Source organism: Carnobacterium iners (assembly GCF_900177385.1).
GTDB lineage: Bacteria > Bacillota > Bacilli > Lactobacillales > Carnobacteriaceae > Carnobacterium_A > Carnobacterium_A iners.
Window position 1 is genome coordinate 1,293,394 of sequence record NZ_FXBJ01000002.1, and the last position, 24,755, is coordinate 1,318,148.

Here is a 24,755-nt window from a genome sequence, read left to right on the forward strand (position 1 = left end):
AGTATAATCTAAATTAGATAACGAACTGGAATGAATAAAAAACAGATGGGGTGAATTGTGTGGCACTAACGACTGATTTAACAGAGGTTGAAAAGATTGTTGTACTGGATTTTGGGAGTCAATACAATCAATTAATAACACGACGCATTCGAGAATTTGGCGTGTTTTCTGAACTGATTTCTCATAAAGTAACAGCAGAAGAATTAAGCAAGATGAATGCCAAAGGAATTATTTTCTCAGGTGGACCAATGAGTGTGTACGATGAAGGGGCTTATTCTGTTGATCCTGCAATCTTTAAATTAGGTATTCCTATCTTAGGTATTTGTTATGGTATGCAATTGATGACAACGGCATTAGGTGGAAAAGTAGAAGTAAGCTCAAATCGCGAATATGGTAAAGCAGACATCAAACTAACAGATACCTCTGCACCTCTATTCGGTGGTTTAGCAAGAACAGAAACGGTCTGGATGAGTCACGGTGATTTAGTTACTCAAGTGCCTGTAGGCTTTGAAGTTGCTGCAACAAGTCTCCACTGTCCAATCGCATCAATGGTTGACTCGAAAAGAAATTTCCACGCAGTCCAATTTCATCCAGAAGTACGCCATACTGAACAAGGAAATGCGATGCTAAAGAACTTTGCTTTTTCTGTCTGTGGATGCGAAGGAACTTGGAGTATCAGCAACTTTATCGAAATTGAAATTGCAAAAATTCGTGAAACAGTTGGAACTAAAAATGTCTTGTTAGCTCTATCAGGCGGAGTAGACTCAAGCGTTGTTGGGGTCCTATTGCAAAAAGCTATTGGCGATCAATTAACCTGTATTTTTGTTGACCATGGCTTATTGCGTAAAAATGAAGGCGATCAAGTTATGGATAGCCTAGAAGGCAAATTCGGCTTAAATGTCATCAGAGTAGACGCTAAAAAACGCTTTATGGATAAATTAATAGGCGTGAGTGATCCTGAACAAAAGCGTAAAATTATTGGAAATGAATTTATTTATGTTTTTGATGACGAAGCTACAAAATTAAAAGGCATTGAATTCTTAGCACAAGGAACCCTTTATACAGATGTGATTGAAAGTGGAACAGATACCGCTCAAACGATTAAATCACACCATAATGTAGGTGGGCTTCCTGAAGACATGCAATTCAAATTAATTGAACCATTAAATACCTTATTCAAAGACGAAGTTCGTGAATTAGGAATTGAATTGGGTATGCCTGAGAGCTTAGTATGGCGTCAACCTTTCCCAGGTCCTGGCTTAGGAATACGTGTACTTGGCGAATTAACAGAAGAAAAAATAGAAATCGTTCGTGAAAGTGATGCTATTTTACGTGAAGAAATCGCCTTAGCTGGACTAGATCGAGACGTCTGGCAATACTTTACCGTCTTACCTGGTATCCGCAGTGTCGGTGTGATGGGTGATGGTCGTACGTATGATTACACTGTTGGTGTTCGTGCTGTTACTTCAATTGATGGGATGACAAGTGACTTTGCTCGTCTTCCATGGGATGTCTTGCAAAAAATATCCGTTCGTATCGTAAACGAAGTGGCGAACGTTAACCGTATCGTATATGATATAACGAGTAAACCACCATCAACTATCGAGTGGGAATAGAATAAGAAGAAATAGCCTTACAAGTTTTATAAAAAAACTTGTAAGGCTATTTTTTTCATCACAAGATTTGGACACCTTTTATTATGAATAGATATAAACACGCAACAAAAGCCTCTTTCTATAGCCGTAGATAATATAGAAAGAAAATCGTTTATGTAAGATTAAATCGTGTTTAATGAAAATCGAAGTGACAAAGAATGAATATAATTGTATGTGTATCACTAAAACTAAAATACAATCTAGTAAGAAAAAATAATCGTTTGATTGATTTTGATTGAGCAGTTTTTTTACTTAAAATAGCTTGTTCAACTATTCTGCTTATTTTTTCTTTCTCAGCTATTGACCGATAGTATTTATCGCGTTCGTATATAGTGAATGTGTCAGATTATTGTCGCGATTAAAATGAAAGTAGTATCATGTTTTGTTTTTAAATTAACCTCTTTCGAATACTTCATGGTATAATTAAATTACAAAAAAAATAGATAAAAATAAGTATAATTAGTAGGTTTCTAATGAATACGTTATTGAAACTTTATATAGAATTGCTAAAGGATTTATTTTAACTAAGGGCAAGCATTCTTAATTTATACCATGCGAATTTAACGTTGTTTATTGGGAATGCATTAGCATCAATACACCACGGAAATTACATGGTTTTTTTTATTATAAAAACTATAGCAAAACGGTCTATTCAGTAAATAGTATAATGAATATATTTAAATTATGATAGAGCTAATATTTACTGAAAAATCATTGAAAGAGTAGCTATGAACTATGAATGAATTTAAGGAGGTGATAAGAGCATGAAATCAAAAATTATCAAAATTGGATTTTTGTTCTTTATTGGCTTGTTATTATTTTTCTTAATAAGACCTTTAGTTTCTGAGACACCAGAAAAAACAAAAATAGTTATTTTCGGTCTTGGAAAAGCAGACAGCATTTATATAGAAAGCGAAAATGAAACAATTTTAATTGATGCAGGGTTAAAGTCAACTAAAGAAGAATTAGCATTAAAGTTAAAAGCAGTAAGAGTGAAAAGATTAGATTATTTAATCTTAACTCATCCAGATAAAGATCATGTAGGTGGTGCGTCATATATCTTAGATGGATTTGAAGTTGGCAAACTCATTCAGTCCAATCATTTTAAAGATACTAAACGTGAGGCGCGAATCCAAAAAGTTGTAGATGAAAAAGAAATTGAAAATGTACGACTAACAGAAGACTTATCATTTGAGTTAGGCACCTTGAAAGTTACAATAATTACTCCAGAAGAAAATGACTATAAGGGGGATAACGACCATTCTTTAATCACTTTAATAGAAGATGGAGACTTGAATTACCTTTTTGCTGGAGATGCTGAAGAAGAATTATTAGAAGAAACGCTAAAAATTGATCTTCCTAAGATAGACTTATACAAAGTAGCTCATCATGGTAGAGAAAATCCTAACTCAGAAAAATTTATAGAGAAGATATCGCCCAAGCTATCGGTTATCACAAATTCTAAAAAGGATAGTGAGGTAGAAGATTTATTGGAAAAACAAGGCTCCACTGTTATGTATGCGTTTGAAAAAGATATCCATCTCTCTAGTGATGGAAAAGAAATAGAATATAAATAGGAGGACATGATGGCTGATAAAACGCTAAGGGTTTCTAGAGTAGAGTTAAAGCATCAAATAAATTACTTTCAGTATCTTTCACTTTCTCATAAGCTGGCAAATGTTTTGGTTGCAGATAAGCATAATGGTGTTATGGGTTATACAATTAGATCTCTTTATTTTGATGATTTTGCAGACAGTGATTTTTATGAGAAACTTGCTGGAATTGAAAATCGTAAAAAAATCAGATTGAGAGTTTATAGTCTAAATGCCAAGCAAGCAAAGCTTGAAATAAAAAGAAAATTTGGCGATAGTCAAGAGAAAAAAACGGTATTAATAGATAAAGCTGACGCAGAAGAGCTAATTAAGCAAAATTATGAAGTACTCAGAAAATATGATTCTGAAACAGCACAATCAATTTATCTCATTATGAAATTAAATAGGCTTAGACCGGTTGTTCTAATAGAATACAGGAGAAAAGCCTTTATTCATCAGATGAATAACATAAGAGTGACTCTTGATAATGATATTAGATCAAATGAGATTGATTTTGGATTGTTTGATGAAAAAGTTATTATGATACCAACGGATGATTATGATACAAATATTTTAGAAGTAAAATACAATAATTTTATATTCAAATATATTACCGATATATTTTCACCTCTTGATTTAGAGAGACAATCTTATAGTAAATATATGGTCTCGCGAAGAATATTTGAAAGATATATGGGATAAGGGGGATTAATTAGGTGAGAGAAGTTCTTTATAATTTATTATATGAAAATTCAACAACTGTTTCACCGATATTTGTGATTCAAAATATGAGCGTAGCTCTCGTATTAGCACTTATAGTATGTATAACCTACAAGATAACATATAGCGGCGTGTCTTATAGTAAAAAATTTAATACATCCTTACTAATGATGAGTCTGATAACGACTATGGTTATGAGTATATTAGGTAGTAGTCTAGCCTTATCTTTAGGGATGGTTGGGGCTTTATCTATAGTAAGGTTCCGTACGGCTGTCAAAGATCCAAGAGATACAACGTATATATTTTGGGCTATTTCTATTGGTTTAGGAGCTGGATCATCTAACTATTACATTATTATAATTGGAACGATATTTGTTGCAATTATTACTGTAATAGGCGATATAACCTTCAAAGGAAAAGAAGTGTATTTAGTCATTGTAAGAGGAGATTTAACTAGTCTAGAAGAGGTAAGATCTGCTTTATTTAATACTTATAAAGCTGGCAAACTTAGAGCTGAAACAATAACCGATGACTATGCCGAGATTGTTTATCAAGTCATGCTAAAAGATAACAGTTCTATTGGCGAATATGAAAAAATTAAAAAAATAGAAGGTGTATATTTCGTGAATATGGTTTCTAAAGATGGTGAAACTTTAGGATGAAGCATACAAAAATTGTTAAGAAAAAGAAAAAGATGGTTATCTTATTGTATTTGGGCCTAATGATAGCTGGTTTTTTTTTAGTTATCAATTTGTACCTAAATCCAACTAATGCAGATAATAGTGTTACAGAAGACAGCCATTCTGATTTTACTGAATTGAGAGAAGAGAAGAAAAACAATTTGCCTATCATGGTAATAGATACAAATGGCCAAGTAATAGAGTCCAATCTTGAAAAAAAAGAAGTGGAAATAAATGGAGTAGAAAGAGAAGTCTTTCAGCCTTCTAAAAAATACCAAGTGAGTATGAAATTATATGAACCCAATTTAGCTGGTTATACGGTTGTAGATAAGAATGCCACGCCAACAGTTGAATCAGATTTAGTTATAAATGTGAGAGGACAATCGTCTTTAAGGTATAAGAAAAAACAATATACAATTAGGTTAATAGATGAGTACGAACTAGAAAACCCTCAAGAATTATTAGGAATGAATATTCATGATAAGTGGGTTTTAAATGGTATGTATAGCGATAAAAGTCTAATTAGAAACTATTTATCTTACAAAATGGGGAGAGATACTATGGAATACGCTCCTGATACAAGATTTGTTGAACTCTATATGAAAACTACTGACGAAGAGATAAACTTTCAAGATGATTATATGGGAGTCTATCTGTTAACTGAAAAAATCGAACGAGATGAAAATAGAATTGCTATCGATAAGAATAATGATAAATACAAAGATATCAGTTTTATTATTTCAAGAGATAAAATAAAGTATGAAGATACTGTATTAAAAAGCGATTGGAACATGTTAGAAGATGATTTTATAGTAGATGAAAATAATAATATTAAAGCGAGGACCGTTTTTACGACAACGTATCCTAGCAAGAGCAACATGACTGAATTGTATGAACAAGGGATAATAGATTATATTAATAAGTTTGAATATTCTTTGAGAGCTAGCAATTTTGATGATAAAAGAGAAGGATTTAGAAAATATGTAGATGTTGAATCATTTATAGATTATGCCATTATAAATGAAATTACTAAAAACGTAGATGGTGGAGAAGTGAGTGCTTACTTTCACAAAGATATAGGCGGCCTTCTTAACGCAGGCCCTATCTGGGATTTTGATCAAAGTCTGGGTAATACTCTTTTGGAAGAAATGAATGAACCAACTGGTTTTCGTATGGTAAACATTATTTGGTATGAAAGACTATTTCAAGATGAAGCCTTTGTAAAGAGATATAAAACGAAATATAGACAATACAGAAACACAATCTGGTCAGATAAGAATATTGACAAATTGATTGACGAAGCGATACTTGAATTAGGGCTAAGTGCAGATAGAAATAGAAGGAAATGGTATATACAAGATTCTAAACAAGATTATGAGAAAGAAGTAGAGGACATAAGAGTTTTTCTGAAAGAAAGGTTTTCTTGGATGGATGAAAACATTAATCTTTTAAATAGAATCAAAGAAAATCCTATAGAATAGGTGATATAATTGAACATTAGAAAATTTACTCTCGTCTCGATAACCTCAGTGATACTGATAGCACTTTTGTTTTTACTTTCTTATCAAAGGTATTTTTCAGATAACCTGAATACGGAATCTGAAAGTTTATCTAATTATTCTAGAATTGTAAAGACCGATGGAAAAGATATAAAAATCTATAAAGATGCTGAGTGGGAAACCATTAAATTAAAAGGAGTAGAGTTGAATTCTTTCAAGCCAGGGCATACTAGATTTGAAACAAGTACTCCTAAAAATGAAATAATAAAATGGTTAGATGAAATAGGAAAGATGAACGCAAATGTTATAAAGGTTCCATACATCCAGTCTCCTAGCTTCTACGCTGCTATTTATGACTATAATCTTAATAGAGAAAAACCGATTTATGTGATGCACGAGATTATGTTAGATGAAAAAGCGGTATTAGAAAAATATGATGCTTTTAATGAAAAGATTCTTGATAATCTAAAAAAAGATGTAAAGAAAACAATAAATGTAATAAACGGGCAAGCTCTAATCCTGAGTAATAAAAGAAGTCACAGAGGCCTTTATCTAAAAGATATTTCTAAGTATAATTTAGGCCTTATAATCGGGACAAATACAAACCCAGAAATAGTGACACTTACAAATGAAAGGCACAAAGAAAAAAAAGAATACGATGGAAAATATTTTTCAGTCAAGGATGGCAGTGCATTTGAAGTTTTTATAGGAGAAGTGTTAAATTTTTCTGCTAAGTATGAGATTGAAAAGTATGGAAAATCTAGTCTTTTGTCTTTTTTGACATCTGCTGAAACAGATTCATTTGAATATAAACATGAATCTAATTTAACAAAACATGCGAATATAAATATTGAACATATCACCCCAAAAAAAGGCAATAATCTGTTTGTGAGTTATAAATACCATATAGCTTCTTTAGATTTCTTAGAATATGAATATGAAGAACATGAAAAATCGTTAGGTAACGGCACATCTGTAGTTCAAAAACATTTGGATAGATTAAATAATTTTTATGAAATACCGATAGTTATTTCTGATACAGGAATTTCATCTTCTAGGGCTAAATCAAAAATAGATCAAATTGACGGTTTTGATAGAGGAGGATTTTCAGAAAAAGAACAAGGTGAAAGAATCGTTGATTTGTTAGAAAAAATAAATACATCGGGTGCAGCGGGGGCAATAGTAAGTTCTTGGCAAGATGATTGGACAAGATTAACAAGCTTTGGTTTGGTTGAAGATTATTTAGACTTAAATAATTCAAGCTACTGGCATGATTTACAATCTAGTGATGAAAGTTTTGGTTTTTTGAAGTTCGAATCTGGTAACGAGGAAGATAAAGTATATCTTGATGGTAATTTTTCGGACTGGAAAGATACAAAGACTATCTTGGAAGAAGATGAGATAAATCTCAAAATAAAAAATGATTTATCTCATCTTTATATACTGATAGAGAAGGAGAACTGGTCATTAACTGAAGACTTACTTTACCTCGGGATAGATGTTACTCCTTTAAGCGGTTCTAATAAATGGGAAGATGAAGCTGAATTTTCTAATGATGCAGATTTTATAATAAAATTACAAGGATACAACGAATCTAGAATAGTAGTAAATGAAAGGTACAACCTATTCAATTATCTCTATAAATATTATGCCAATATAATAGAAAAAAAGAGCAAAGTACCTGATAAAGATAGTGAAAAATTTGAAGCTATTTACCTACTAAATAGAAAGAAATTTTATTTGAAAGATAACAATCGAGTATTGTTTCCAATTTATTATGAAACTGGCAAATTAGCGTATGGAATAGATAACCCAACGAATGAAGAATTTAATTCTAAAGTGGATTTTAATAAAGAAGGAAATAAAGTTGAAATCAAGATTCCGTGGTCATTATTAAATGTAAAAGATCCATTACAAAGAAAAGCTTACGGAGATTTTTACTCAGATGGTTTAGATAGTCAACAGAAATTAGAAAAATTAGGATTTTCTATCAATTATAAAGGTAAAGAAAAAAATATTATAACAAAAGAATCATCGTATAATATAGAAAAAATAAAAAAAATGGTTTACTTTGAAAGATTAAAAGATTCTTACTATATAGTAAAAGATTATTGGGCTGAAAACCCTGAATAAAATAAAAAATAAAGGATGTGAAAGTTATGACTGTTTATACTGCATATTTTAGTTTTATCGTGTTTGTATTGCTACTGCTTTTAATAAACTCATATTTTTTAATCTCTTTGAATATTGAAAAAAGAAAATACAATGAAATAGAAAAGCGAAAAGAAGGAATTAAAGAATCGCTCATAAATATTCTTGAAAATAAAGCAACAAATAAAATAGAAGAAATAAATAAGCTTAAAGACTGTTTTAATAGAAAAACGGATATCCAAGCATTTCACAAAGCAGTTAAAGAATGCTATGAAGACAACCTCTATAAAGATGAGCTGTCACACTTATTGGAAGAAATTGTAAATATTAATAAGATAGTTAAAAGTGGAATTGTTAGAAAAGAATATAAAGAGAGCTATGCGCTATATTTACTTTCTGAATTTAAAATGAGAAATGAAGAAACTGGAGAGTTTGCTTTATCTGCTCTAGACAAAAATTCTTTGCATGTTAGAAACAATGCTTTGAACGTGATAAATAAAAACAACGATGTAACGATTATGATGAAAGCAATAGAATTAATTAATAGCAAAAAACATTATTTTAATGATAAGACAATTATAGATTTTTTAGATAATTATGATGGCGATAAGGACACGCTCGATAATGAAATATATCTACAAATGGATAGATATAACACAAATCTAAAAAAAAATATTATTAGTCATTTTATAAATACAACTAATGGAACTCAAAAGATAAAAGATAAAATATTAAATTATCTTCAACAAACAAATGAAAAAGAAATAGTCATTTCTAGTACCAGATATTTTAATAAGATCATAGATCAAAGATCCAAAAATAGCATAGTAGAAAATATAGAAAGCGAAGACTGGGAAGTAAGGGCAGTAAGCGCAAGAGTAATTCGCAACTATCCTAGTGAACAAATTATAGAAAAACTCAAAAACACACTTACAGATGTAAACTATTATGTTAGATACAATAGTGCAGAATCATTTTTAAAACTAGTAGATAAAAAAGCCGTTATAGAAGAGGCGATTAAAAATGAAGATCGATTTGCAAGAGATATATTATTGTACTCTATGAATACAAGAGGAATAATAACAATCGAAGACTATGAGACTCTAGTAATAAAAAATAAAGAGGCTGAAAATATGAAAGGAAGTGCTTTGATATGAATATAGTTGATATTATCTATGCGATTAACGTATTTTTCTTTTTTTATATGTTTCTGTATGCATTAGTATTCTTTGCAACGACAATATTTTCAGCATTCAACTTAGATGATTTTTTTAAAAGGAAAAACCATATGAGCCAAACAGTCATAAATAATCGAGCTAACTTCATTCCGATATCTATTTTAGTTCCAGCGTATAATGAAGAAGTTACAATAGTAGACAGTATAAAATCTCTTTTAAACTTAGATTACCCGACATACGAGATTATTATTGTAAACGATGGTTCAAAAGATAAAACTGTAGAAACTGTAATTGAAACTTTTAACTTAAAAAAAGTTTTAAAACCTTATCGAAGATTAGTTGAATCTAATGAGGCCTTAGGAATATATGAAGGCGGAGAAAAAATTAAGATCATTTTAGTGGATAAAGAAAATGGTGGTAAATCGGACGCCCTTAATATGGGAATAAACGTAAGTTCGTTTCCGACATTTTTATGTGTAGATGCTGACTCAATGTTACAAGTTGACGCTCTTCAACGTATTGTAGAGCCGTTTCTAGAAGATGATACAACTGTTGCTGTTGGAGGAAACATAAAAATATCAAATCATGTAATCATAGAAGAAGGTAAGGTTTTGGAGGTAGAGAGTCCGAAAAAAGCTTTGGTTATCTTCCAAATGATAGAATATCTTAGAGTGTTTTTAAATTCTAGAATATCTTTAAATGGCATAAATGGGAATTTAATCATTTCTGGTGCCTTTGGTTTGTATAACAAACAGGCGATAGTAAATATTGGTGGATACACAAATGGACTTATGGGGGAAGATATGGAAATTGTAATGAAAATCCATTCTTTCTATAAAAAAAACAAAATCCCATATAAGACTTCTTATGTTCCAGATGCTATTTGTTGGACACAAGTACCAGAAGACTTAAACACGCTTAAAAGACAAAGAAGAAGATGGCATGTAGGTCTTGGACAGAGCCTAAAAATGCATAAATATATGTTCTTGAATCTTAAGTATGGATTAGTCGGAATGATATCATTCCCTTACTTCCTTTTATTTGAATATATAACACCTTTTTTAGAGGTGCTAGGCATGGTAACCATTACCTTATCTTACCTGCTTGGAATTATAAATTTGAATTTCTTTTTGTTTTATTTACTGATCTATATGGGTTATAATATTATTGTTTCTATGATTTCTATAATTATAGAAAGATATATGTTTAGTGCTACTACTAGCACAAGGCTTACTCTAAAACTTATTTTTTATAGTATCGTAGAATCTTTTGGGTATAGACAAATGATGTCTCTTTTTAGAATTGGAAATATATTTAAACGAAGCCACCAATGGGGAGAAATGACCCGTAAAGAAGGGAAAAAAGCAGAAGTTGACCATAGCGTAGAAGTTCCAAAATAAAAATCAATAAAGTATTGCTTACTGGAGAACTCAAACGATTTACGTTTAAGAATATAGGTAAATTTAAAGGCTAAATAGTTATACAAAGAACCATTCAAATTAATATTTTGAATGGTTCTTTTACTTCTTTTAAAAAAAGCGGCTCTTTGTCGAATCATGTCGATGAATCCAGAATTATAAAACAATACAATGACTTTATAAAACTTATTCAACTAAATGATGAATGAATCAATTTTTAAGTTCGAAGTGTATTGCAATGAAATTAAAATCTTGATTTTAAATTTAAAGAAGCTTCAAAAAACGAAGTTAATTTTTTTGAAACTTTTAGTGCATTGTCTGTCGCCCCAATAGGACCGTTATTGTGTCGATATTTTAAACTCGTTTTTATATAAGAGGACAACCTTTTAGAGGCTTCATTTAAGTAATCAAGAGAAAGATTATAATCCTTTTGAGCAAACGCATAAATTAAATTCTGATATAACTTGTAACTAACTTTAAATTCTTCGCCTAGCTTCAATAATACCCGCTTGACTTTTATGCTTTTAAACAAACGTCGATAAGTATAAGAATAGCCATTTAAATGAGACTTTCTTTTTGGAATTAGTTTCCAGTAATATTCAAGTTTTCTAAATCCTCCGAATTTGATGTACGATAGTGATTCATTATTTTGATTCTAGCTTTATCAAGAGAACGACCAATTAACTTTACAAGATGAAAAGTATCTATAATAATTTTAATTTTAGGAAATAGTTCATAAATCAATGTTAAATAAGCCATATTCATATCTATCATACTAGTTCCTACTACTGCACAAGTCTGCTGGGATTAGTCAATAAAGTTATTCCATAAGGAGTTTAATCGTCTATCTGACAAAATATCTATGATAGCGTGCTTTTGAATCGATGTAAATGAAACTTACTTTTTTATTTACAGACTGAAAGTCATCAAAAATAAGTGATTTGATAATTTGAACGAAATTGATTACCGATTTCTACTAGTATTTTAGATGCCATCAAGAGACTAAAGTACTATTTTTTCGCTAAGTTTTTTTCTAATGTTTTATCTTTATCTTCTACTACACAATCGTAGAATTTTCTTTTTTCCTCCTATAATTTGTACACCGATTGGTTGTATAGGATAGAGTACCAAATAGCATTTTTAACAAGTATCATTTTACTTATTTTTTTCATGAAAAATTTCTGGAAAGGTATTATTTTTATCTTTCAAATCAAGTATAATTCAAATATAATGAGAATGAGATAGCTTAGGACCTCCTTAGATTTGGTTGTGGTAACTATTATTCTATCGGATTTTCTTATATATTTCTATTTTTTTACATAAAAATAGTCGTTAGTGATTTTTATATTTCCAACATTATAAGTTATACATCTAAAAAAGTCTGTCTCTTTAATTTTTAGATGTTTCAAGTATAATAAAAGCAAGTTAAGGTAATTATTTTTGATAATAAATTCAAGAATTGTTTTGCTAAAGAGTTAGCTATTTTTTAATGTGCAGGTGTATGTGTGTTACAAATCTTGACATTTTGAGCAATTTTGATAAAATTACACAAACAACTTTTAAACTAAGTAAGGATAGTAAAGTAACCTCCTTAGTTTACTTACAAAGCGATTTAAAAAATAACGCTAGCATAGTGTGTAGTTAATTTAATTTCTTCTGTCTATGAGCTTTTGAAGATTTTACAGATATAAGGCCAGTTAAACGATTAATTTTAATAAGGAGGCAGTTATGACTAAGATACATGAATTAAAAGCAACAGTCGAGACAGTGAAATGGGGATATTACGATAATTCTTGGAAGCCTGTGTTAACGATTGAATCAGGGGACTTCGTTGATATTGAAGCATTGAATCATCAGTCTGGAGATGCACCAGATTTATTATTTGACGAGGCTATCAAAGAAATTTACGATGTTGTACCTAGAGATATGGGAGATCATATTATAACTGGGCCAATCTATGTTAAAGATGCTGAGCCTGATGATATTATTGAAATGAAGATTATCGAAACAAAACCTAGAATGAACTATGGATCAAATGTTATAGCGAATTGGGGTAATTTATCCAATAGTTTTAATCGTGAAGAATCTATCTTTATTTACGAAGTGGATCCAGAACAAGGAATAACTTATCCTATTGTTTGTGGCAGAATAAAAGTACAGAACTCTGCAGCGTAAGAGTACAGAGTTTTGCAACGAAAAAATCATTGCCAGCCACCCGATAAACCTTTAATGTTTTAGTGTCGAAGCTAAACATGGAGGTTGGAAGGATGCTGACAATGACTGATATTAATACTATCAAAAATTTGCGAAATAATCACGGACATTCGGTAAATAAAATTCGAAAAGATTTAAAAATTAATTGGAGAACAGCTAAAAAATATGCTGATGGTGATCAAGTACCATCAGAAACGATTCGTTTAAAAAAAGGAATGATGTATGAAGAAAAATGGGGAGATATTGTAAGTTCTTGGTTGGCAGAGGATGCCAGATTGACGAAGAAAAAACGACGGACGAATACCCAATTCCATAAGGAATTAAAGGAAATCGGTTTTAATGGTTCTTATCGTACCGTTTGTATGTTTGTTCAAGAATGGCATGTGACCCACGTTGATGGTGGTGTGGATAATGGATTTGAACGGTTAGAGCACCCTCCTGCCGATGCGCAGTTGGATTTTGGAACCATGGAAGTGGAACACAAAGGTGAGTTTAAAGATGTTAAAGCACTTGTTATGACCTTTCCATACAGTAATGCAGGATTTGCAGTAGCTCTTCCATCCGAAAATCAAGAGTGTTTGCTTATTGGAATGAAACAACTTTTTGTGCAAGCTGGCGGTGTTCCAAAAAATATCCGCATTGATAATATGTCAACGGCTGTAAAGAAGACGAAATCAAAGTTCGAAAAAGCCCAGTTGACCGATGGTTTTCAACAGTTTGCCAATCATTATGGATTTAACACACAAGTTTGTAATCCAAGGAGTGGGAATGAAAAAGGAAGCGTAGAAAATAAGGTTGGTTATGTGCGCTATAACTTCTTCCCAACTGCTCCTAGAATGATTGATTACAAATCATTGAACAAAGACCTTTATACTCAGCTGATTAAAGATAGAAATCGCCAACATTATGAAAAGAACTCACTAATAGAAGAGTTATGGACAGATGAAGCACAAGCCCTTTGGGCACTTCCTGAAACAGATTATCCAGTAAGAAGAGAACTAATTGTTACTACGAATAAGTATAACGAAATTCTATTGGATAATACAAAAACCCATATTTCGCGTGCGAGAAATCACTCCTTACTCACTGCTTATCTGACATGGGATAAGTATAAAATTGTTTCTGGAAATGGTGAAATCATTGGTGAAGGGGATCGTCCGTATATGGGCAATTCTCGTAGAATCCCTTGGGAAATAATTATGAAAGATTGGCGCCGAAAATTGAGTACTATTCATTATTCAAGATATTGGAAATATTTGCCTGGTAGAATCCAACATTACTTAAATACAGATGATTTGCACATGCTTTACGACAGAGTCTCAGAAATTTCAAGCTTGCTGGCACACAATGACATGGCAACCATTAATGAACGATTCTTTGAACTTATTGGGAAACAAGCTGAAGACTCTGATCCGTATCAAGTTAGCTGGTCTGCTTACGACAAACTTACAAAGAGGGCAAACTAAATGAATAATCAATTGGACGATTTATGTAAGTCATTGCATCTTACTCATGTGGCAAGACAGGTAAACGAAATAAAGGATGAGTCAAAAGAAGCGTTTATAATAAGCCTACTTCAACACGAAGTAAACTGTAGAGAAACAGTGAAAATTGAACGATTCCAAAAAAGTGCTAAATTCCCTTCGCAAAAGTCTCTAGATCAATACGAGTGGCATCAACACATAAAACTGCCTACGGCAGAAACGCGTAGTGAGTTAGAGTCATGTGCATTTATCCCTAGAGCGGAAAATGTTGTTTTGGTTGGTTCTCCTGGAACTGGAAAAACTCATCTAGCAATTGGTATTGGTCGTAAAGCTTGTGAAATTGGTTATGAAACGAGGTTTCTACGGGTATCTGATCTTGTGATAGAACTGGAAAAACATTGGCGTAATCATACACTGGAACTGTTTAAGAAAAGATTTGATAAAGTGAAATGTATCATTCTTGATGAGATGGGTTATGTACCGTTTACTAAAGATGGCTCTGAACTCTTATTTCAGCTCATCAGTGATTGGTATGAAACAAAAAGCGTCATCATCACATCAAACCTTGAATTCAGCCAATGGAATCGCGTATTCGTTGACCCTAGGTTAACAGCTGCCTTAGTGGATCGTTTGATCCATCATGCACATATTTTAAGTTTTACTGGTGAAAGTTACCGACTCAAAAATGCTTTATCAAATACATCAAAATAACGAAACTATCGGGTGGCAACATTGTGTACTTTTCTTTGCAATCTTGTGTACAAAACTATTGCAAAATACACCTATCTTTAGTTTTCCATATCCAAGACCAATAAATGCACCAGGACTTGTTACACCAGTAGGATCAGTTGAAAGAATGCCAATAACCGAGAAGCTAACGATACCATTAAATTTATTTTTTGGTGTTGCTGGAGTATTGCCTGCAAGAAATGGCAAAGTTCATTCGCTTCATCCTTTTGATTTTGGTGGAAATATTGACAACAAAAACTTTATTAAGGGTACTTCAATGTACTATAAAGTACAGGTAGATGGAGCTGGTGTTTACGTTGGAGATAGCCATTTTTCACAAGGAGATGGTGAACTTAGTGGGACAGCTATTGAAGGTAGTCTAAATGGTCGTATCCAGATTATTCTTCATAAAGGTAAAAAACTGTTTAAAAATCCAATTTTAGATTCGGGTGAGCATTGGGAGACTCATGGCTATGGTCATACCTTGGATTTAGCTAATAGACAAGCAGCATTAGAAGCTGTTGACTTTTTAACCCATCGTTTCAAAATTTCTAGAGAACTTGCGTATTCAACATTAAGCGTTAAAGGTGATTTTCATGTAACGCAAGTCTCTAATGGTATCCTAGGGGTTCATTGTAAGATGTTGAAAGAAGCCTATAAAAATTTAGAAGTAAATAAAGAATCTATTTAAGGCTAGTAAGTTTGATTAGCGATTATTCATAAAAATAAACCCTGATACTATTAGGGTTTATTTTTTTACTTTAATAATAGTTGATAAATCTTTAGAACACAGTGAAAAGAAAAATATTGTATTTTTTAAATCAATTTTAATGAGTAGAAAGTCAAATAAGTTGTTATTATTACGAATTAGTAATAATATAGAGACAGTATCAACGATAAGATAAATACTAGTAAATAAATGATTCGAGCCGATAGATGGCATTTACAGTATTTTTGAAGTAAATGGTTTAAGAAAAAATTGTAATAAATACAGGGGGTAAATAAAGAATGAATGAAGTAAAACAATTTAAAGGTATCCACCATGTGACCGCAATAACGAGTAGTGCAGAAAAAATCTACAAATTCTATACAGAAGTCCTAGGCTTACGTTTGGTGAAAAAGAATGTAAATCAAGATGATCTTTCAACCTATCATTTATTTTTTGCTGATGATCGCGGCAACCCAGGAACCGATATGACTTTCTTTGACTTTAATGAAAGTGCTGCTCATCAAAAAGGGACAAATGACATTTCTAGAACGAGTTTTAGAGTGCCCAATGACGAGGCGTTGAAGTATTGGGAAAAAAGACTAACTTATTATACAGTTAAACAGGATAATATACTCACTCATTTTGGTAAACAAGTTCTTTATTTTGAAGATTTTGATAAACAACAATACGCTATTTTCTCAGATGAAAAAAATACAGGGATAGGTTCAGGAGAACCTTGGTATAAAGGGCCAGTACCAAATGAGTATGCGATCACTGGATTAGGTCCGATTTTCTTGAAAGTTCAATTTGAAGAAATGATGGAAAATGCTTTAGTCAAAGTTATGCAGATGCAAAAAGTAGCAAGTGAACACAATTTTACACTCTTTGAAATGGGTGAAGGTGGAAATGGTGCTTCAGTTATTGTGGAAAAAGATGATACATCACAAAGTGCGAGACAAGGCTATGGTGGAGTTCACCATGTAGCGTTTAGAGTGGAAGACAAAGAGCATCTTGATGCTTGGGAAAATCGATTTAATCAATTAGGTCTTACAAATTCTGGTTTTATTGATCGTTTTTATTTTAAAGCAGTCTACATTCGCTTATATCCCAATATATTATTTGAATTATCAACAGAAGGTCCTGGATTTATTGATGACCAAGAGGCTTATGAAGTTCTAGGTGAAACATTGACACTGCCGCCTCACTTGAGAAATAAACGAGAATATGTTGAAACCCAATTACCACATTTTGATACAATAAGAAGTACCAAAAATTTTGAAAAGGAATATTTTAATCAATGAAAAATGAGCTGAAAAGTTTAATTATCTTATTCAAAGCTTATAATAGTATTGAAAAAGATGTAAAACACTCGCTTGCTAATACGGGAATCAATGTAAATGAATTTACAGCTATGGAAGCCTTGTATGTAAAAGGCTCCCTAACAACTCAAGAGCTTATTGATACAGTTTTAATACCTAATAGCAGTATGACCTATGTCTTAGAAATATTAAATAAAAAAGCTTATATTATAAAAAATAAAAAAGAGTCAGATAAGAGAATTCAAATTATTACGCTGACGGTACTTGGTACAAAAGTATTTAAAGAAATATACGAAAAGCATTTTTCTTATATGCGTTCAATTTTTGATGTATTAAATAAAGAAGAAGAACAACAGCTGCAATATTTGTTGAAAAAACTAGGTAAAAAGTCAGGTGATAAAGGATGATGCAACAAGTAATTGCTGTAGGAACAAACAACCATACTATTATTTCACTTCACGGAACAGGCGGAACAGCTACAAGCTTATTTGAACTAGCTCATATCCTTGATCCTAAAGCTACAAAAATAGGCTTTCAAGGAGAAGTGAATGAAAATGGAATGAATCGTTACTTTGCGCGCTACCCAGATGGTAGTTTTGACCTTCCAGGCTTAGATGAAGCAACTCAAAATCTTTATGATTCAGTTATTGAGATAGCTGGGAAAGTTGGTCTAGAGAAGAATAACTTAACTATTATCGGTTATTCTAATGGAGCAAATCTCGCAAAGAATCTGTTGAAAAATTTTAGTGACTTGCCAATTTCGACTCTTCTTTTATTTCATCCTTCTCCGATCAATTCTGATAAGAAATTTAAGAGACAATCAGGAGTAAACGTTTTAATGACTTCCGGAAAGAATGATTCTTATATTAGTGAAAGCCAATTTAAAGAGCTTGAAACAAGTATGTTAGCTGCTCTAATAAATGTAGAAACCTATACTCATGACCAAGGACATCAACTAACTCAAGAAGAAATAGAACAGGCAAAGAGCTTTCTTTTGCAAAAAAATGGAGGGTTTTAATGGCTAAATTAAAAATAGACTTTGATACGATTGATGAAGCAAGTAGAATGAAACTTGTTAAAGGCAGTATTATTCCACGTCCAATTGCTTGGATAACGAGTTCAAATGAAAATGGTAGTATTAACTTGGCGCCTTTTAGTTACTTTAATGTTATTTCACCAACGCTAGTCATTGTGTCATTTCAAAGAAATGGCGAACAACAAAAAGATACTTTTGTGAATATTTCTAGAGAAAGAGAAGCGGTAATTCATATAGTGGATGAATCTCTTATCAGTGCAATGGATATTTCTTCTACACCACTAGCAAGAAATAAAAGTGAATTAGAATTAACTGATTTAAATTTGAGTCCAAGTATGAAAGTTAAGACGCCTGGTATAAAAGAGGCTCTAATACGTTTCGAAGTTGTTTTAGAAGAGTCCTTGACTCTGAAAGATTACGATAAAAATAAAGAAGAGGCCGATCTGGTTATTTTACGAGTAATTGCTTCTGTTATAGATGAAACAGTCTACGATTTGAAACAAGGTTATGTATTATCTGAGGTCTTACGTCCAGTAGCCCGTTTAGGTGGAACAGATTACGCGGGGATACAATCTCTCCCTTTTAAACGTAATTTTTAACAGACAGAAAAAAGCCATTAGATTTTCATTAAATCTAATGGTTTTTTTGAGATTTTATTTACTCAAAAAGCTTTTTTAATTGAGAACTATCTAAGTTCATTTAAAAATGAAGGTAATAACTGGTTAATAAATAGTCATTATTGTACTTGATGGCCATTTTTAAGAGCAACCCTTTAACTGCATTAATGGAGTAGGTTCCTTTTTTGAAAGATTCAAGATAAGATTCATATTTTTTACGCTCTTTTTCTGTAGCAATTTCTTTAAAGTATCCCCATACATGTGAAATAGCATTTAATCGGGTACCCTCGTTTGGCTCTGTAGCCATAGCTCGATCGATTAAGGAATAGAATTCAATTACAGGATAAGCTTTTTTATCTTCCAAAAGAACTTGAATCTCTTTATATAAAGTTGGATTGTGTTCTAAAATAGTGTATTTGTATTTAGCCCATTCTTGTTCTAAGTTTGAGGTTTTTTTGTTTTCAGAAGTTAAATTAGCAGCTTTGATAGCTGATAGATTCTTATCTTTTACTTCTAACATAATATCTACATTGGGAATACTTTTTAGGAAGATATCAAAGACAGCTAGATCAATCGTTTTAGAGTGACTTCCTGCTCTTTTCAAGTTGGCACCTTGCGAGTAGTGAATTTTTTGGATACCATCTTCAACTGACCAAGTTTGATTGGCTAAAGTAATAAAATGACGGTCATCTTTAGAAACATCAAATGGAAGAACTTGGTTATGCAAGTTATCGTAGACAACTGGAATACGATTATTCATTCCAATAGCTAGAACATCGCCTATATGATACGATTTATCATCATTTTCAATAATTAACCGATCTTTTATATCCTGACTTAAAAGAGCATAATTTTTTTCGAATCTCGCTATGGCAGCTTCTTTGTCTCCGTATACACCTCCAATATGAAGGATAATTTTACTAGATTTAGCTGTTTCTAGTGCAGTTAAAAAACGAGTATGGTAAGCAAGATCTTCTACGGCTCTTTTAACGATATCTTTATTTGGTGAATTCAAAACAGTATACTGTCCTGGATGCATGGATACTCTGATAGACTGTTTTTTTAATTTTTTAGCAATGGAATGAAATTCCTCTTTAAAAAGAGTATCCCAGGAAAGAGTATTTATCGGGCTTGAACCAAAAGGAATGATATCCGAACTAATCCTAAAATGGGTAATACCCATCTTAATATTGTAATCAAGAATTCGATCTAAAGTATCTAAGTTGTGTTTAATAAGTATTGATAAATGCTCTGGAGTTGCAGATTTGAGAGTACACGTTTTAAAGTTTGTATTGTATACACCAACAGTTAAGCATGCGTAACCAATTTTCATAGAATTCTCCTTTTAATAGCGACTTATTTTAATCTCTATTGTATCACAATTAGAACAGAGAATAGGCAGTTTAAAATGATTGAAATCTCCTTATCAGCAATAGAGTCAGACTCAAAAACAGCAATAAATCAAACTAAATAAACTTTATCTCTAAAGATACAAAAAATGAGCTATGAGGAATATAACCTCCTGATAACTCAAGATAATTTAAAAAGGAGAAAAAACAACTTATACATATGGAAGCATTTAAAAAATAGATTAAGTATTTTTTATTTCTATAAAGAGACGCTAAGATATATATAAAGGGTTACAATAACCCAGTAGTTTTTTACGATTTAGTTAAACCAAATAGCGCGTTCTCTTTTGGCACTTTCTACTGAATCGGATGAATGGACTGTGTTCTCGGATAAGCTGATACCATAAAGAGCACGGATAGTGTTGTCTCCAGAGTCTGCTGGATTAGTTGTTCCGTTCAATGCTCGAACGCGGCTAACAGCATTATCGCCTGCTACTACAACAGCAACTATTGGACTTCTTGTTAAATAACAAACTAAACGATTAAAAAACGGTTTGCCCTTATGCTCGGCATAATGTGTTTCTGTAATTTCTTTAGAAGCAGTCATATATTTCATATCGTTAATAGTCAAACCATTTCTTTCATATTCTGAAAGGATTTTCCCAATCAAATTTCTTTCTACTGCATCTGGCTTTAGTAATATTAACGTTTTTTCGTTCATTATTGAAAACCCTCCCAAAAGTATAGTAACAAGATTCTAACACATCTTAAGTGTCTTGTGTAGAAAATAATGTTTTTTATAAGAAGTTTTCACAAAGATAAGGGGATTTGTTAGTAATTTTACTTAGCCTATGGTAAAACGTAACTAAAGAGGAGGTTTTATAAATGGAAAAAAACTTTGATGTTATTGTTATTGGTAGTGGCGTTGGAGGTATGGCAGTAGCAAAGGGCTTAGCAGCTCGGAAAAAAATAGCGATTGTAGAAAACGATTTATGGGGTGGAACTTGTCCTAACAGAGGTTGCGATCCTAAGAAAGTTTTGTATTCAGTCGTTGAAGCAAAAGATGCAGTTACCCAATTAACGGGGAAAGGTTTTTCTGTCACACCTCAAGTTCACTGGCCAGAATTAATGTCATTCAAAGAAAGCATCATTAATCCGATGTCAAAAGGATTAAAAAAAAGTATGGATTCATCAGGAATCGAAACCATTGCGGGAAAAGCAACTTTTATTAATAAGCAAACGATTCAAGTAAATGAAGATACCTTAACTGCTGATAAGATTATTATAGCGACAGGAGCAAGACCAGCGATACTGTCAATTAAGGGGAAAGAACATTTATTAACCAGTACTGATTTCTTATCTTTATCTGAGATGCCTAAAAAAGTAACATTTATTGGAGGAGGCTATATTGCATTTGAATTGGCAACAATTGCGAATGCTGCTGGTGCAGAAGTTCATATCATTCATCACAATAAGCGTCCTTTAAAAGAATTTGAATCAGAGCTTGTTAATGAAATCGTTCATCAATTAGAATCAAAAGGAGTCATTTTTCATTTTGATACCGATACGACAAAAATTGAAAAGAGTGGAGAATCATTTATTTTACAAGCTGAAAATAATTTTACATTAGCGACCGATTTAGTCTTTTGTGCCACTGGACGTATTCCTAATATTGAAGAGTTAAACCTTGATAAAGCAGAAGTAGCTTACGATAAAAAAGGGATTCAAACCAATGATTATCTTCAAACGAGTAATGAGAATATTTTTGCATGTGGAGACGTGTTATCAAAAAGTGCAGGGAAATTGACTCCTGTAGCAAGTTTTGAAGGGGCTTATTTAACCAACTATCTAACTGGAAAGACAACTGAAAAAATAAACTACCCTTACATTCCAACGGTTATTTACTCTAATCCTAAAGTAGCTCAAATAGGCATAACGACTGAACAAGCATCTAAACAAGAAGAGAAGTATACCGTCTCTTCAATAGATGCTACTTCTTGGTTTAGTTACCATCGGACAAACGAGCCTGTCTCAAAAATAAAGATAGTTACGAATCGTGAAACAGGTCTGGTCGCTGGAGCAACTTGTTTGAACGGAAAAGCCGATGAATTAATCAATTACATCAGTCTATTAATGGATCAAAAAATGACGAAAAAAGAGACTGAACAGTTGATAATGGCTTACCCAACAGTTGCTAGCGATTTAAGTTCTATTTACAAATAAAGCTCCCTATTATTTCAGCTTATAGTGTAGTGAACTTAACTGTTTCGTGTGCAATAAGTTAGCTACTAGGTGTACAATAATAAGTATAAGAACAAGTGAAAGTGGGGAAAATGTGAAAAGAATTGTATTTGTTCGTCATGGACAAAGTGAATGGAATGCATTAAACAAATTTACTGGCTGGATGGATGTTGACTTGAGTGAGGTAGGGTTAAAAGAAGCTCATGAAGCAGGTAGAAAGATTAAGGAGGCGGGAATTGAGTTTGACATGGCTTTCACGTCTGTTTTAAAAAGGACAATTAAAACCTGTCAGATTGTGTTAGAAGATTCTGATCAACTTTGGGTTCCAGAAATAAAATCGTGGCGCTTGAATGAACGCCACTATGGGGCTTTACAAGGATTGAATAAAAAAACCACTACAGATAAGTATGGTGTCGAACAAGTCCAAATGTGGCGCCGTTCATACGATACGTTGCCACCATTATTAAAACCAGACGATTCTAATTCAGCACTAAAAGATCGCCGTTATGCTAATTTACAAAAAAGAGTGGTTCCGATGGGTGAAAACTTAGAAACAACTCTAGAACGGGTCATTCCTTTTTGGGAAGATCAGATTGCGCCAGCTATATTGGATACTAAGACAGTACTCGTAGCCGCCCATGGGAATTCACTGCGTGCATTAGCTAAATACATTGAAGAAATTTCTGACGAAGATATTATGAAGTTGGAAATACCAACTGGTCAACCATTAGTTTACGAATTAAATGATGAATTAGCTGTTATTAAAAAATATTATCTGTAAAAAATAAGAATAAAAGGGAATTTCTCTTTTATTCTTATTTTTTGTCACTAAAGTTGACACTATCTGTCACTAAAGTAAAATAGACGTTAATAAAATAAAAAGTTATACTAGTAATGATTCATTCTAACTTAAATGATTAAATGATTAAAGTCGAAAGTAGTGAAAATGACTATTATGTTAACTTTAAAAAAAATATATAAAACACACAAGGAAGTAATTGGTTATTTATTTTTTGGTGTATTAACAACGCTTGTTAATATGAGTGTCTTTTATACGCTTGACACAGTACCAACCATTCATTATCTATTTGCAAATGCAATTGCTATTATTGTATCAATTATCTTTGCTTTTTTTACAAATAAAAAGTATGTCTTTAAATCTGAAACATCAACCCTCTACGCTTGGCTAAAGGAGTTCTTTTTATTTTGTAGTTTCCGGTTAATTTCAGCTGGATTCGATATGTTCAGCATGTTAGTGTTAATCGGTTTTTTTGAATGGGATTCTAATTTAGCTAAGCTAATTACTCAGGTGATTATTATCAGTTTAAATTACTTTTTTAGTAAATGGCTTATCTTTAAGAAATGATAAAGTTAGTCCAAATTTTAAACATCTTTGATAGTCCTAATTCCGATTACTGAACTTAAATCAGATAAATCTTCTATAACTCTTATAGAGGAGAACTTATCAGGAATACTTAATGTATAAATAACAAGGAAGACTGCTTCATCTTCTTTAAATGAGTCTACCAAATAATCTAAGTCAATTACGATAATGCTGTGCTCATCAAAATAGTTTTGAATAGTTTTTTTTGTTTCTTCTCGGTTATAATAACTAACTTCAAGAGTTTTATAATCTTGTACGCGAAAAACTTTTCTAATCGCTAGTAAGATTAAGAGAATAATAATGCAACCTGAGAAGGCGATAAAGTAATAACCCATCCCTGCTGCAATACCCAAACTAGCCGTTGCCCAAATAGAAGCGGCAGTCGTTAAACCAGTAACACTTCGTTTAGTTACAATAATCGTACCAGCACCTAAAAAACCAATTCCACTAACAATTTGAGCAGGTAAGCGTGTTACATCAGTATTTAAAATCTGTAGCAAATCAGGATTTCCCATTGCTAATTCAATGGTTGTGTAAGTTGCTTGAATTTGAACTAAGGAAAAGAGAGCAGCTCCTACACAAACTAAGATGTGAGTTCTTAAACCAGCGTTGTGTCCTTTAATCTCTCGTTCGTATCCAATGATGCCTCCAAACAATACTGCTACAAGTAATCGGCCGATAATTTCTAAGTAATCTAAGACAAACACAATGGAACACCGACCTTTCAAATTTATCTACTTTAAGGGATAGAGTCAGAATAGAAAATTTTCTGATTGACTG

Annotated in this window: 22 protein-coding genes and 1 pseudogene; 19 read left to right on the forward strand and 4 right to left on the reverse strand. The window is 32.1% G+C overall.

The genetic code is table 11. The annotated features are described in order from the left end of the window. Positions 1-59: 59 nt before the first annotated feature. The 8 genes from guaA (at position 60) to B9Y54_RS06370 (ending at position 10,875) form a co-directional block, all read left to right on the forward strand. Entirely contained in the window at positions 60-1,616 is a 1,557-nt protein-coding gene (gene guaA, locus B9Y54_RS06335; protein WP_085559482.1) for a glutamine-hydrolyzing GMP synthase, read from the forward strand. Between the two features lie 803 nt (positions 1,617-2,419). Further along, positions 2,420-3,232, forward strand: coding sequence for a ComEC/Rec2 family competence protein (locus B9Y54_RS06340; RefSeq protein WP_085559483.1), 813 nt, complete (start codon positions 2,420-2,422; stop codon positions 3,230-3,232). 9 nt (positions 3,233-3,241) lie between these two features. After that, positions 3,242-3,949: a polyphosphate polymerase domain-containing protein gene (locus tag B9Y54_RS06345; RefSeq protein ID WP_159446062.1), complete on the forward strand. Its 708-nt coding sequence runs from the start codon at positions 3,242-3,244 to the stop codon at positions 3,947-3,949. Between the two features lie 14 nt (positions 3,950-3,963). Beyond that, complete coding sequence (locus tag B9Y54_RS06350; RefSeq protein ID WP_085559485.1) at positions 3,964-4,629, forward strand: DUF4956 domain-containing protein; 666 nt, start codon at positions 3,964-3,966, stop codon at positions 4,627-4,629. Next, a complete protein-coding gene (locus B9Y54_RS06355; RefSeq protein WP_085559486.1) occupies positions 4,626-6,128 on the forward strand; it encodes a CotH kinase family protein in 1,503 nt (500 codons plus the stop codon). The genes B9Y54_RS06350 and B9Y54_RS06355 overlap by 4 nt, the downstream gene beginning before the upstream one ends. Before the next feature lie 48 nt (positions 6,129-6,176). Beyond that, on the forward strand, positions 6,177-8,279 hold the full coding sequence (locus tag B9Y54_RS06360; RefSeq protein ID WP_143062483.1) for a hypothetical protein: 2,103 nt from the start codon (positions 6,177-6,179) through the stop codon (positions 8,277-8,279). Positions 8,280-8,305: 26 nt separating this feature from the next. After that, a complete protein-coding gene (locus B9Y54_RS06365; RefSeq protein WP_085559488.1) occupies positions 8,306-9,454 on the forward strand; it encodes a HEAT repeat domain-containing protein in 1,149 nt (382 codons plus the stop codon). Beyond that, positions 9,451-10,875 carry a glycosyltransferase family 2 protein gene (locus B9Y54_RS06370; protein ID WP_085559489.1) on the forward strand — a complete coding sequence of 475 codons (1,425 nt, stop codon included), beginning with the start codon at positions 9,451-9,453 and terminating at the stop codon, positions 10,873-10,875. Before B9Y54_RS06365 ends, B9Y54_RS06370 begins: the two co-directional genes overlap by 4 nt. A 600-nt stretch (positions 10,876-11,475) precedes the next feature. Here the strand turns inward: B9Y54_RS06370 and B9Y54_RS06380 are convergent. Continuing rightward, a pseudogene (locus tag B9Y54_RS06380) lies at positions 11,476-11,679 on the reverse strand (transposase); the annotation flags it as partial. Between the two features lie 942 nt (positions 11,680-12,621). Here B9Y54_RS06380 and B9Y54_RS06385 point away from each other — a divergent pair. The 8 genes from B9Y54_RS06385 (at position 12,622) to B9Y54_RS06420 (ending at position 18,983) form a co-directional block, all read left to right on the forward strand. After that, positions 12,622-13,068, forward strand: coding sequence for an acetamidase/formamidase family protein (locus B9Y54_RS06385; protein WP_085559492.1), 447 nt, complete (start codon positions 12,622-12,624; stop codon positions 13,066-13,068). Between the two features lie 92 nt (positions 13,069-13,160). Then, a complete protein-coding gene (gene istA / locus B9Y54_RS06390; RefSeq protein ID WP_085559493.1) occupies positions 13,161-14,573 on the forward strand; it encodes an IS21 family transposase in 1,413 nt (470 codons plus the stop codon). After that, positions 14,574-15,302 carry an IS21-like element helper ATPase IstB gene (gene istB, locus B9Y54_RS06395; protein WP_085559494.1) on the forward strand — a complete coding sequence of 243 codons (729 nt, stop codon included), beginning with the start codon at positions 14,574-14,576 and terminating at the stop codon, positions 15,300-15,302. It abuts the gene before it with no gap. Beyond that, positions 15,256-16,011, forward strand: a complete 756-nt coding sequence (locus B9Y54_RS06400) for an acetamidase/formamidase family protein (RefSeq protein ID WP_159446063.1) — start codon at positions 15,256-15,258, stop codon at positions 16,009-16,011. Before istB ends, B9Y54_RS06400 begins: the two co-directional genes overlap by 47 nt. Positions 16,012-16,328: 317 nt before the next feature. Next, entirely contained in the window at positions 16,329-17,330 is a 1,002-nt protein-coding gene (locus tag B9Y54_RS06405) for a VOC family protein (protein WP_085559496.1), read from the forward strand. After that, positions 17,327-17,755: a MarR family winged helix-turn-helix transcriptional regulator gene (locus B9Y54_RS06410; RefSeq protein ID WP_085559497.1), complete on the forward strand. Its 429-nt coding sequence runs from the start codon at positions 17,327-17,329 to the stop codon at positions 17,753-17,755. Before B9Y54_RS06405 ends, B9Y54_RS06410 begins: the two co-directional genes overlap by 4 nt. Further along, positions 17,752-18,366, forward strand: coding sequence for an alpha/beta hydrolase (locus tag B9Y54_RS06415; RefSeq protein ID WP_085559498.1), 615 nt, complete (start codon positions 17,752-17,754; stop codon positions 18,364-18,366). The genes B9Y54_RS06410 and B9Y54_RS06415 overlap by 4 nt, the downstream gene beginning before the upstream one ends. After that, positions 18,366-18,983 (forward strand): flavin reductase family protein, encoded by a 618-nt coding sequence (locus B9Y54_RS06420; protein WP_085559499.1) that lies wholly within the window; start codon positions 18,366-18,368, stop codon positions 18,981-18,983. Before B9Y54_RS06415 ends, B9Y54_RS06420 begins: the two co-directional genes overlap by 1 nt. Positions 18,984-19,083: 100 nt before the next feature. On the opposite strand, the gene uvsE is transcribed toward B9Y54_RS06420, so the two are convergent. Then, complete coding sequence (uvsE, locus tag B9Y54_RS06425; RefSeq protein ID WP_085559500.1) at positions 19,084-20,334, reverse strand: UV DNA damage repair endonuclease UvsE; 1,251 nt, start codon at positions 20,332-20,334, stop codon at positions 19,084-19,086. 335 nt (positions 20,335-20,669) lie between these two features. After that, positions 20,670-21,071 (reverse strand): nucleoside-diphosphate kinase, encoded by a 402-nt coding sequence (gene ndk / locus B9Y54_RS06430; RefSeq protein ID WP_085559501.1) that lies wholly within the window; start codon positions 21,069-21,071, stop codon positions 20,670-20,672. Between the two features lie 164 nt (positions 21,072-21,235). Here ndk and B9Y54_RS06435 point away from each other — a divergent pair, with 164 nt between their 5' ends. The 3 genes from B9Y54_RS06435 to B9Y54_RS06445 all read left to right on the forward strand — a co-directional run bounded on the left by B9Y54_RS06435 (position 21,236) and on the right by B9Y54_RS06445 (position 23,957). Next, the gene (locus B9Y54_RS06435) at positions 21,236-22,573 is read left to right on the forward strand and encodes a dihydrolipoyl dehydrogenase family protein (RefSeq protein ID WP_085559502.1); all 1,338 of its coding nucleotides are present in this window, start codon (positions 21,236-21,238) and stop codon (positions 22,571-22,573) included. Between the two features lie 112 nt (positions 22,574-22,685). Beyond that, positions 22,686-23,372, forward strand: a complete 687-nt coding sequence (gene gpmA, locus B9Y54_RS06440; protein WP_085559503.1) for a 2,3-diphosphoglycerate-dependent phosphoglycerate mutase — start codon at positions 22,686-22,688, stop codon at positions 23,370-23,372. Positions 23,373-23,537: 165 nt separating this feature from the next. Continuing rightward, the gene (locus B9Y54_RS06445; protein ID WP_234987851.1) at positions 23,538-23,957 is read left to right on the forward strand and encodes a GtrA family protein; all 420 of its coding nucleotides are present in this window, start codon (positions 23,538-23,540) and stop codon (positions 23,955-23,957) included. Between the two features lie 17 nt (positions 23,958-23,974). Here the strand turns inward: B9Y54_RS06445 and B9Y54_RS06450 are convergent, their stop codons facing one another. Beyond that, positions 23,975-24,682, reverse strand: coding sequence for an MgtC/SapB family protein (locus B9Y54_RS06450; RefSeq protein WP_085559504.1), 708 nt, complete (start codon positions 24,680-24,682; stop codon positions 23,975-23,977). Positions 24,683-24,755: the final 73 nt, after the last annotated feature.

Excerpts from the sequence above, each read along its gene's own strand:
- istB (WP_085559494.1), top strand. The coding sequence starts at position 14,574 with ATGAATAATCAATTGGACGATTTATGTAAGTCATTGCATCTTACTCAT.
- B9Y54_RS06435 (WP_085559502.1), top strand. The coding sequence starts at position 21,236 with ATGGAAAAAAACTTTGATGTTATTGTTATTGGTAGTGGCGTTGGAGGT.
- B9Y54_RS06385 (WP_085559492.1), top strand. The coding sequence starts at position 12,622 with ATGACTAAGATACATGAATTAAAAGCAACAGTCGAGACAGTGAAATGG.
- istA (WP_085559493.1), top strand. The coding sequence starts at position 13,161 with ATGCTGACAATGACTGATATTAATACTATCAAAAATTTGCGAAATAAT.
- B9Y54_RS06340 (WP_085559483.1), top strand. The coding sequence starts at position 2,420 with ATGAAATCAAAAATTATCAAAATTGGATTTTTGTTCTTTATTGGCTTG.
- B9Y54_RS06370 (WP_085559489.1), top strand. The coding sequence starts at position 9,451 with ATGAATATAGTTGATATTATCTATGCGATTAACGTATTTTTCTTTTTT.
- B9Y54_RS06365 (WP_085559488.1), top strand. The coding sequence starts at position 8,306 with ATGACTGTTTATACTGCATATTTTAGTTTTATCGTGTTTGTATTGCTA.
- B9Y54_RS06415 (WP_085559498.1), top strand. The coding sequence starts at position 17,752 with ATGATGCAACAAGTAATTGCTGTAGGAACAAACAACCATACTATTATT.
- B9Y54_RS06345 (WP_159446062.1), top strand. The coding sequence starts at position 3,242 with ATGGCTGATAAAACGCTAAGGGTTTCTAGAGTAGAGTTAAAGCATCAA.
- uvsE (WP_085559500.1), bottom strand. The coding sequence starts at position 20,334 with ATGAAAATTGGTTACGCATGCTTAACTGTTGGTGTATACAATACAAAC.
- B9Y54_RS06445 (WP_234987851.1), top strand. The coding sequence starts at position 23,538 with ATGACTATTATGTTAACTTTAAAAAAAATATATAAAACACACAAGGAA.
- ndk (WP_085559501.1), bottom strand. The coding sequence starts at position 21,071 with ATGAACGAAAAAACGTTAATATTACTAAAGCCAGATGCAGTAGAAAGA.
- B9Y54_RS06405 (WP_085559496.1), top strand. The coding sequence starts at position 16,329 with ATGAATGAAGTAAAACAATTTAAAGGTATCCACCATGTGACCGCAATA.
- B9Y54_RS06355 (WP_085559486.1), top strand. The coding sequence starts at position 4,626 with ATGAAGCATACAAAAATTGTTAAGAAAAAGAAAAAGATGGTTATCTTA.
- B9Y54_RS06410 (WP_085559497.1), top strand. The coding sequence starts at position 17,327 with ATGAAAAATGAGCTGAAAAGTTTAATTATCTTATTCAAAGCTTATAAT.
- B9Y54_RS06420 (WP_085559499.1), top strand. The coding sequence starts at position 18,366 with ATGGCTAAATTAAAAATAGACTTTGATACGATTGATGAAGCAAGTAGA.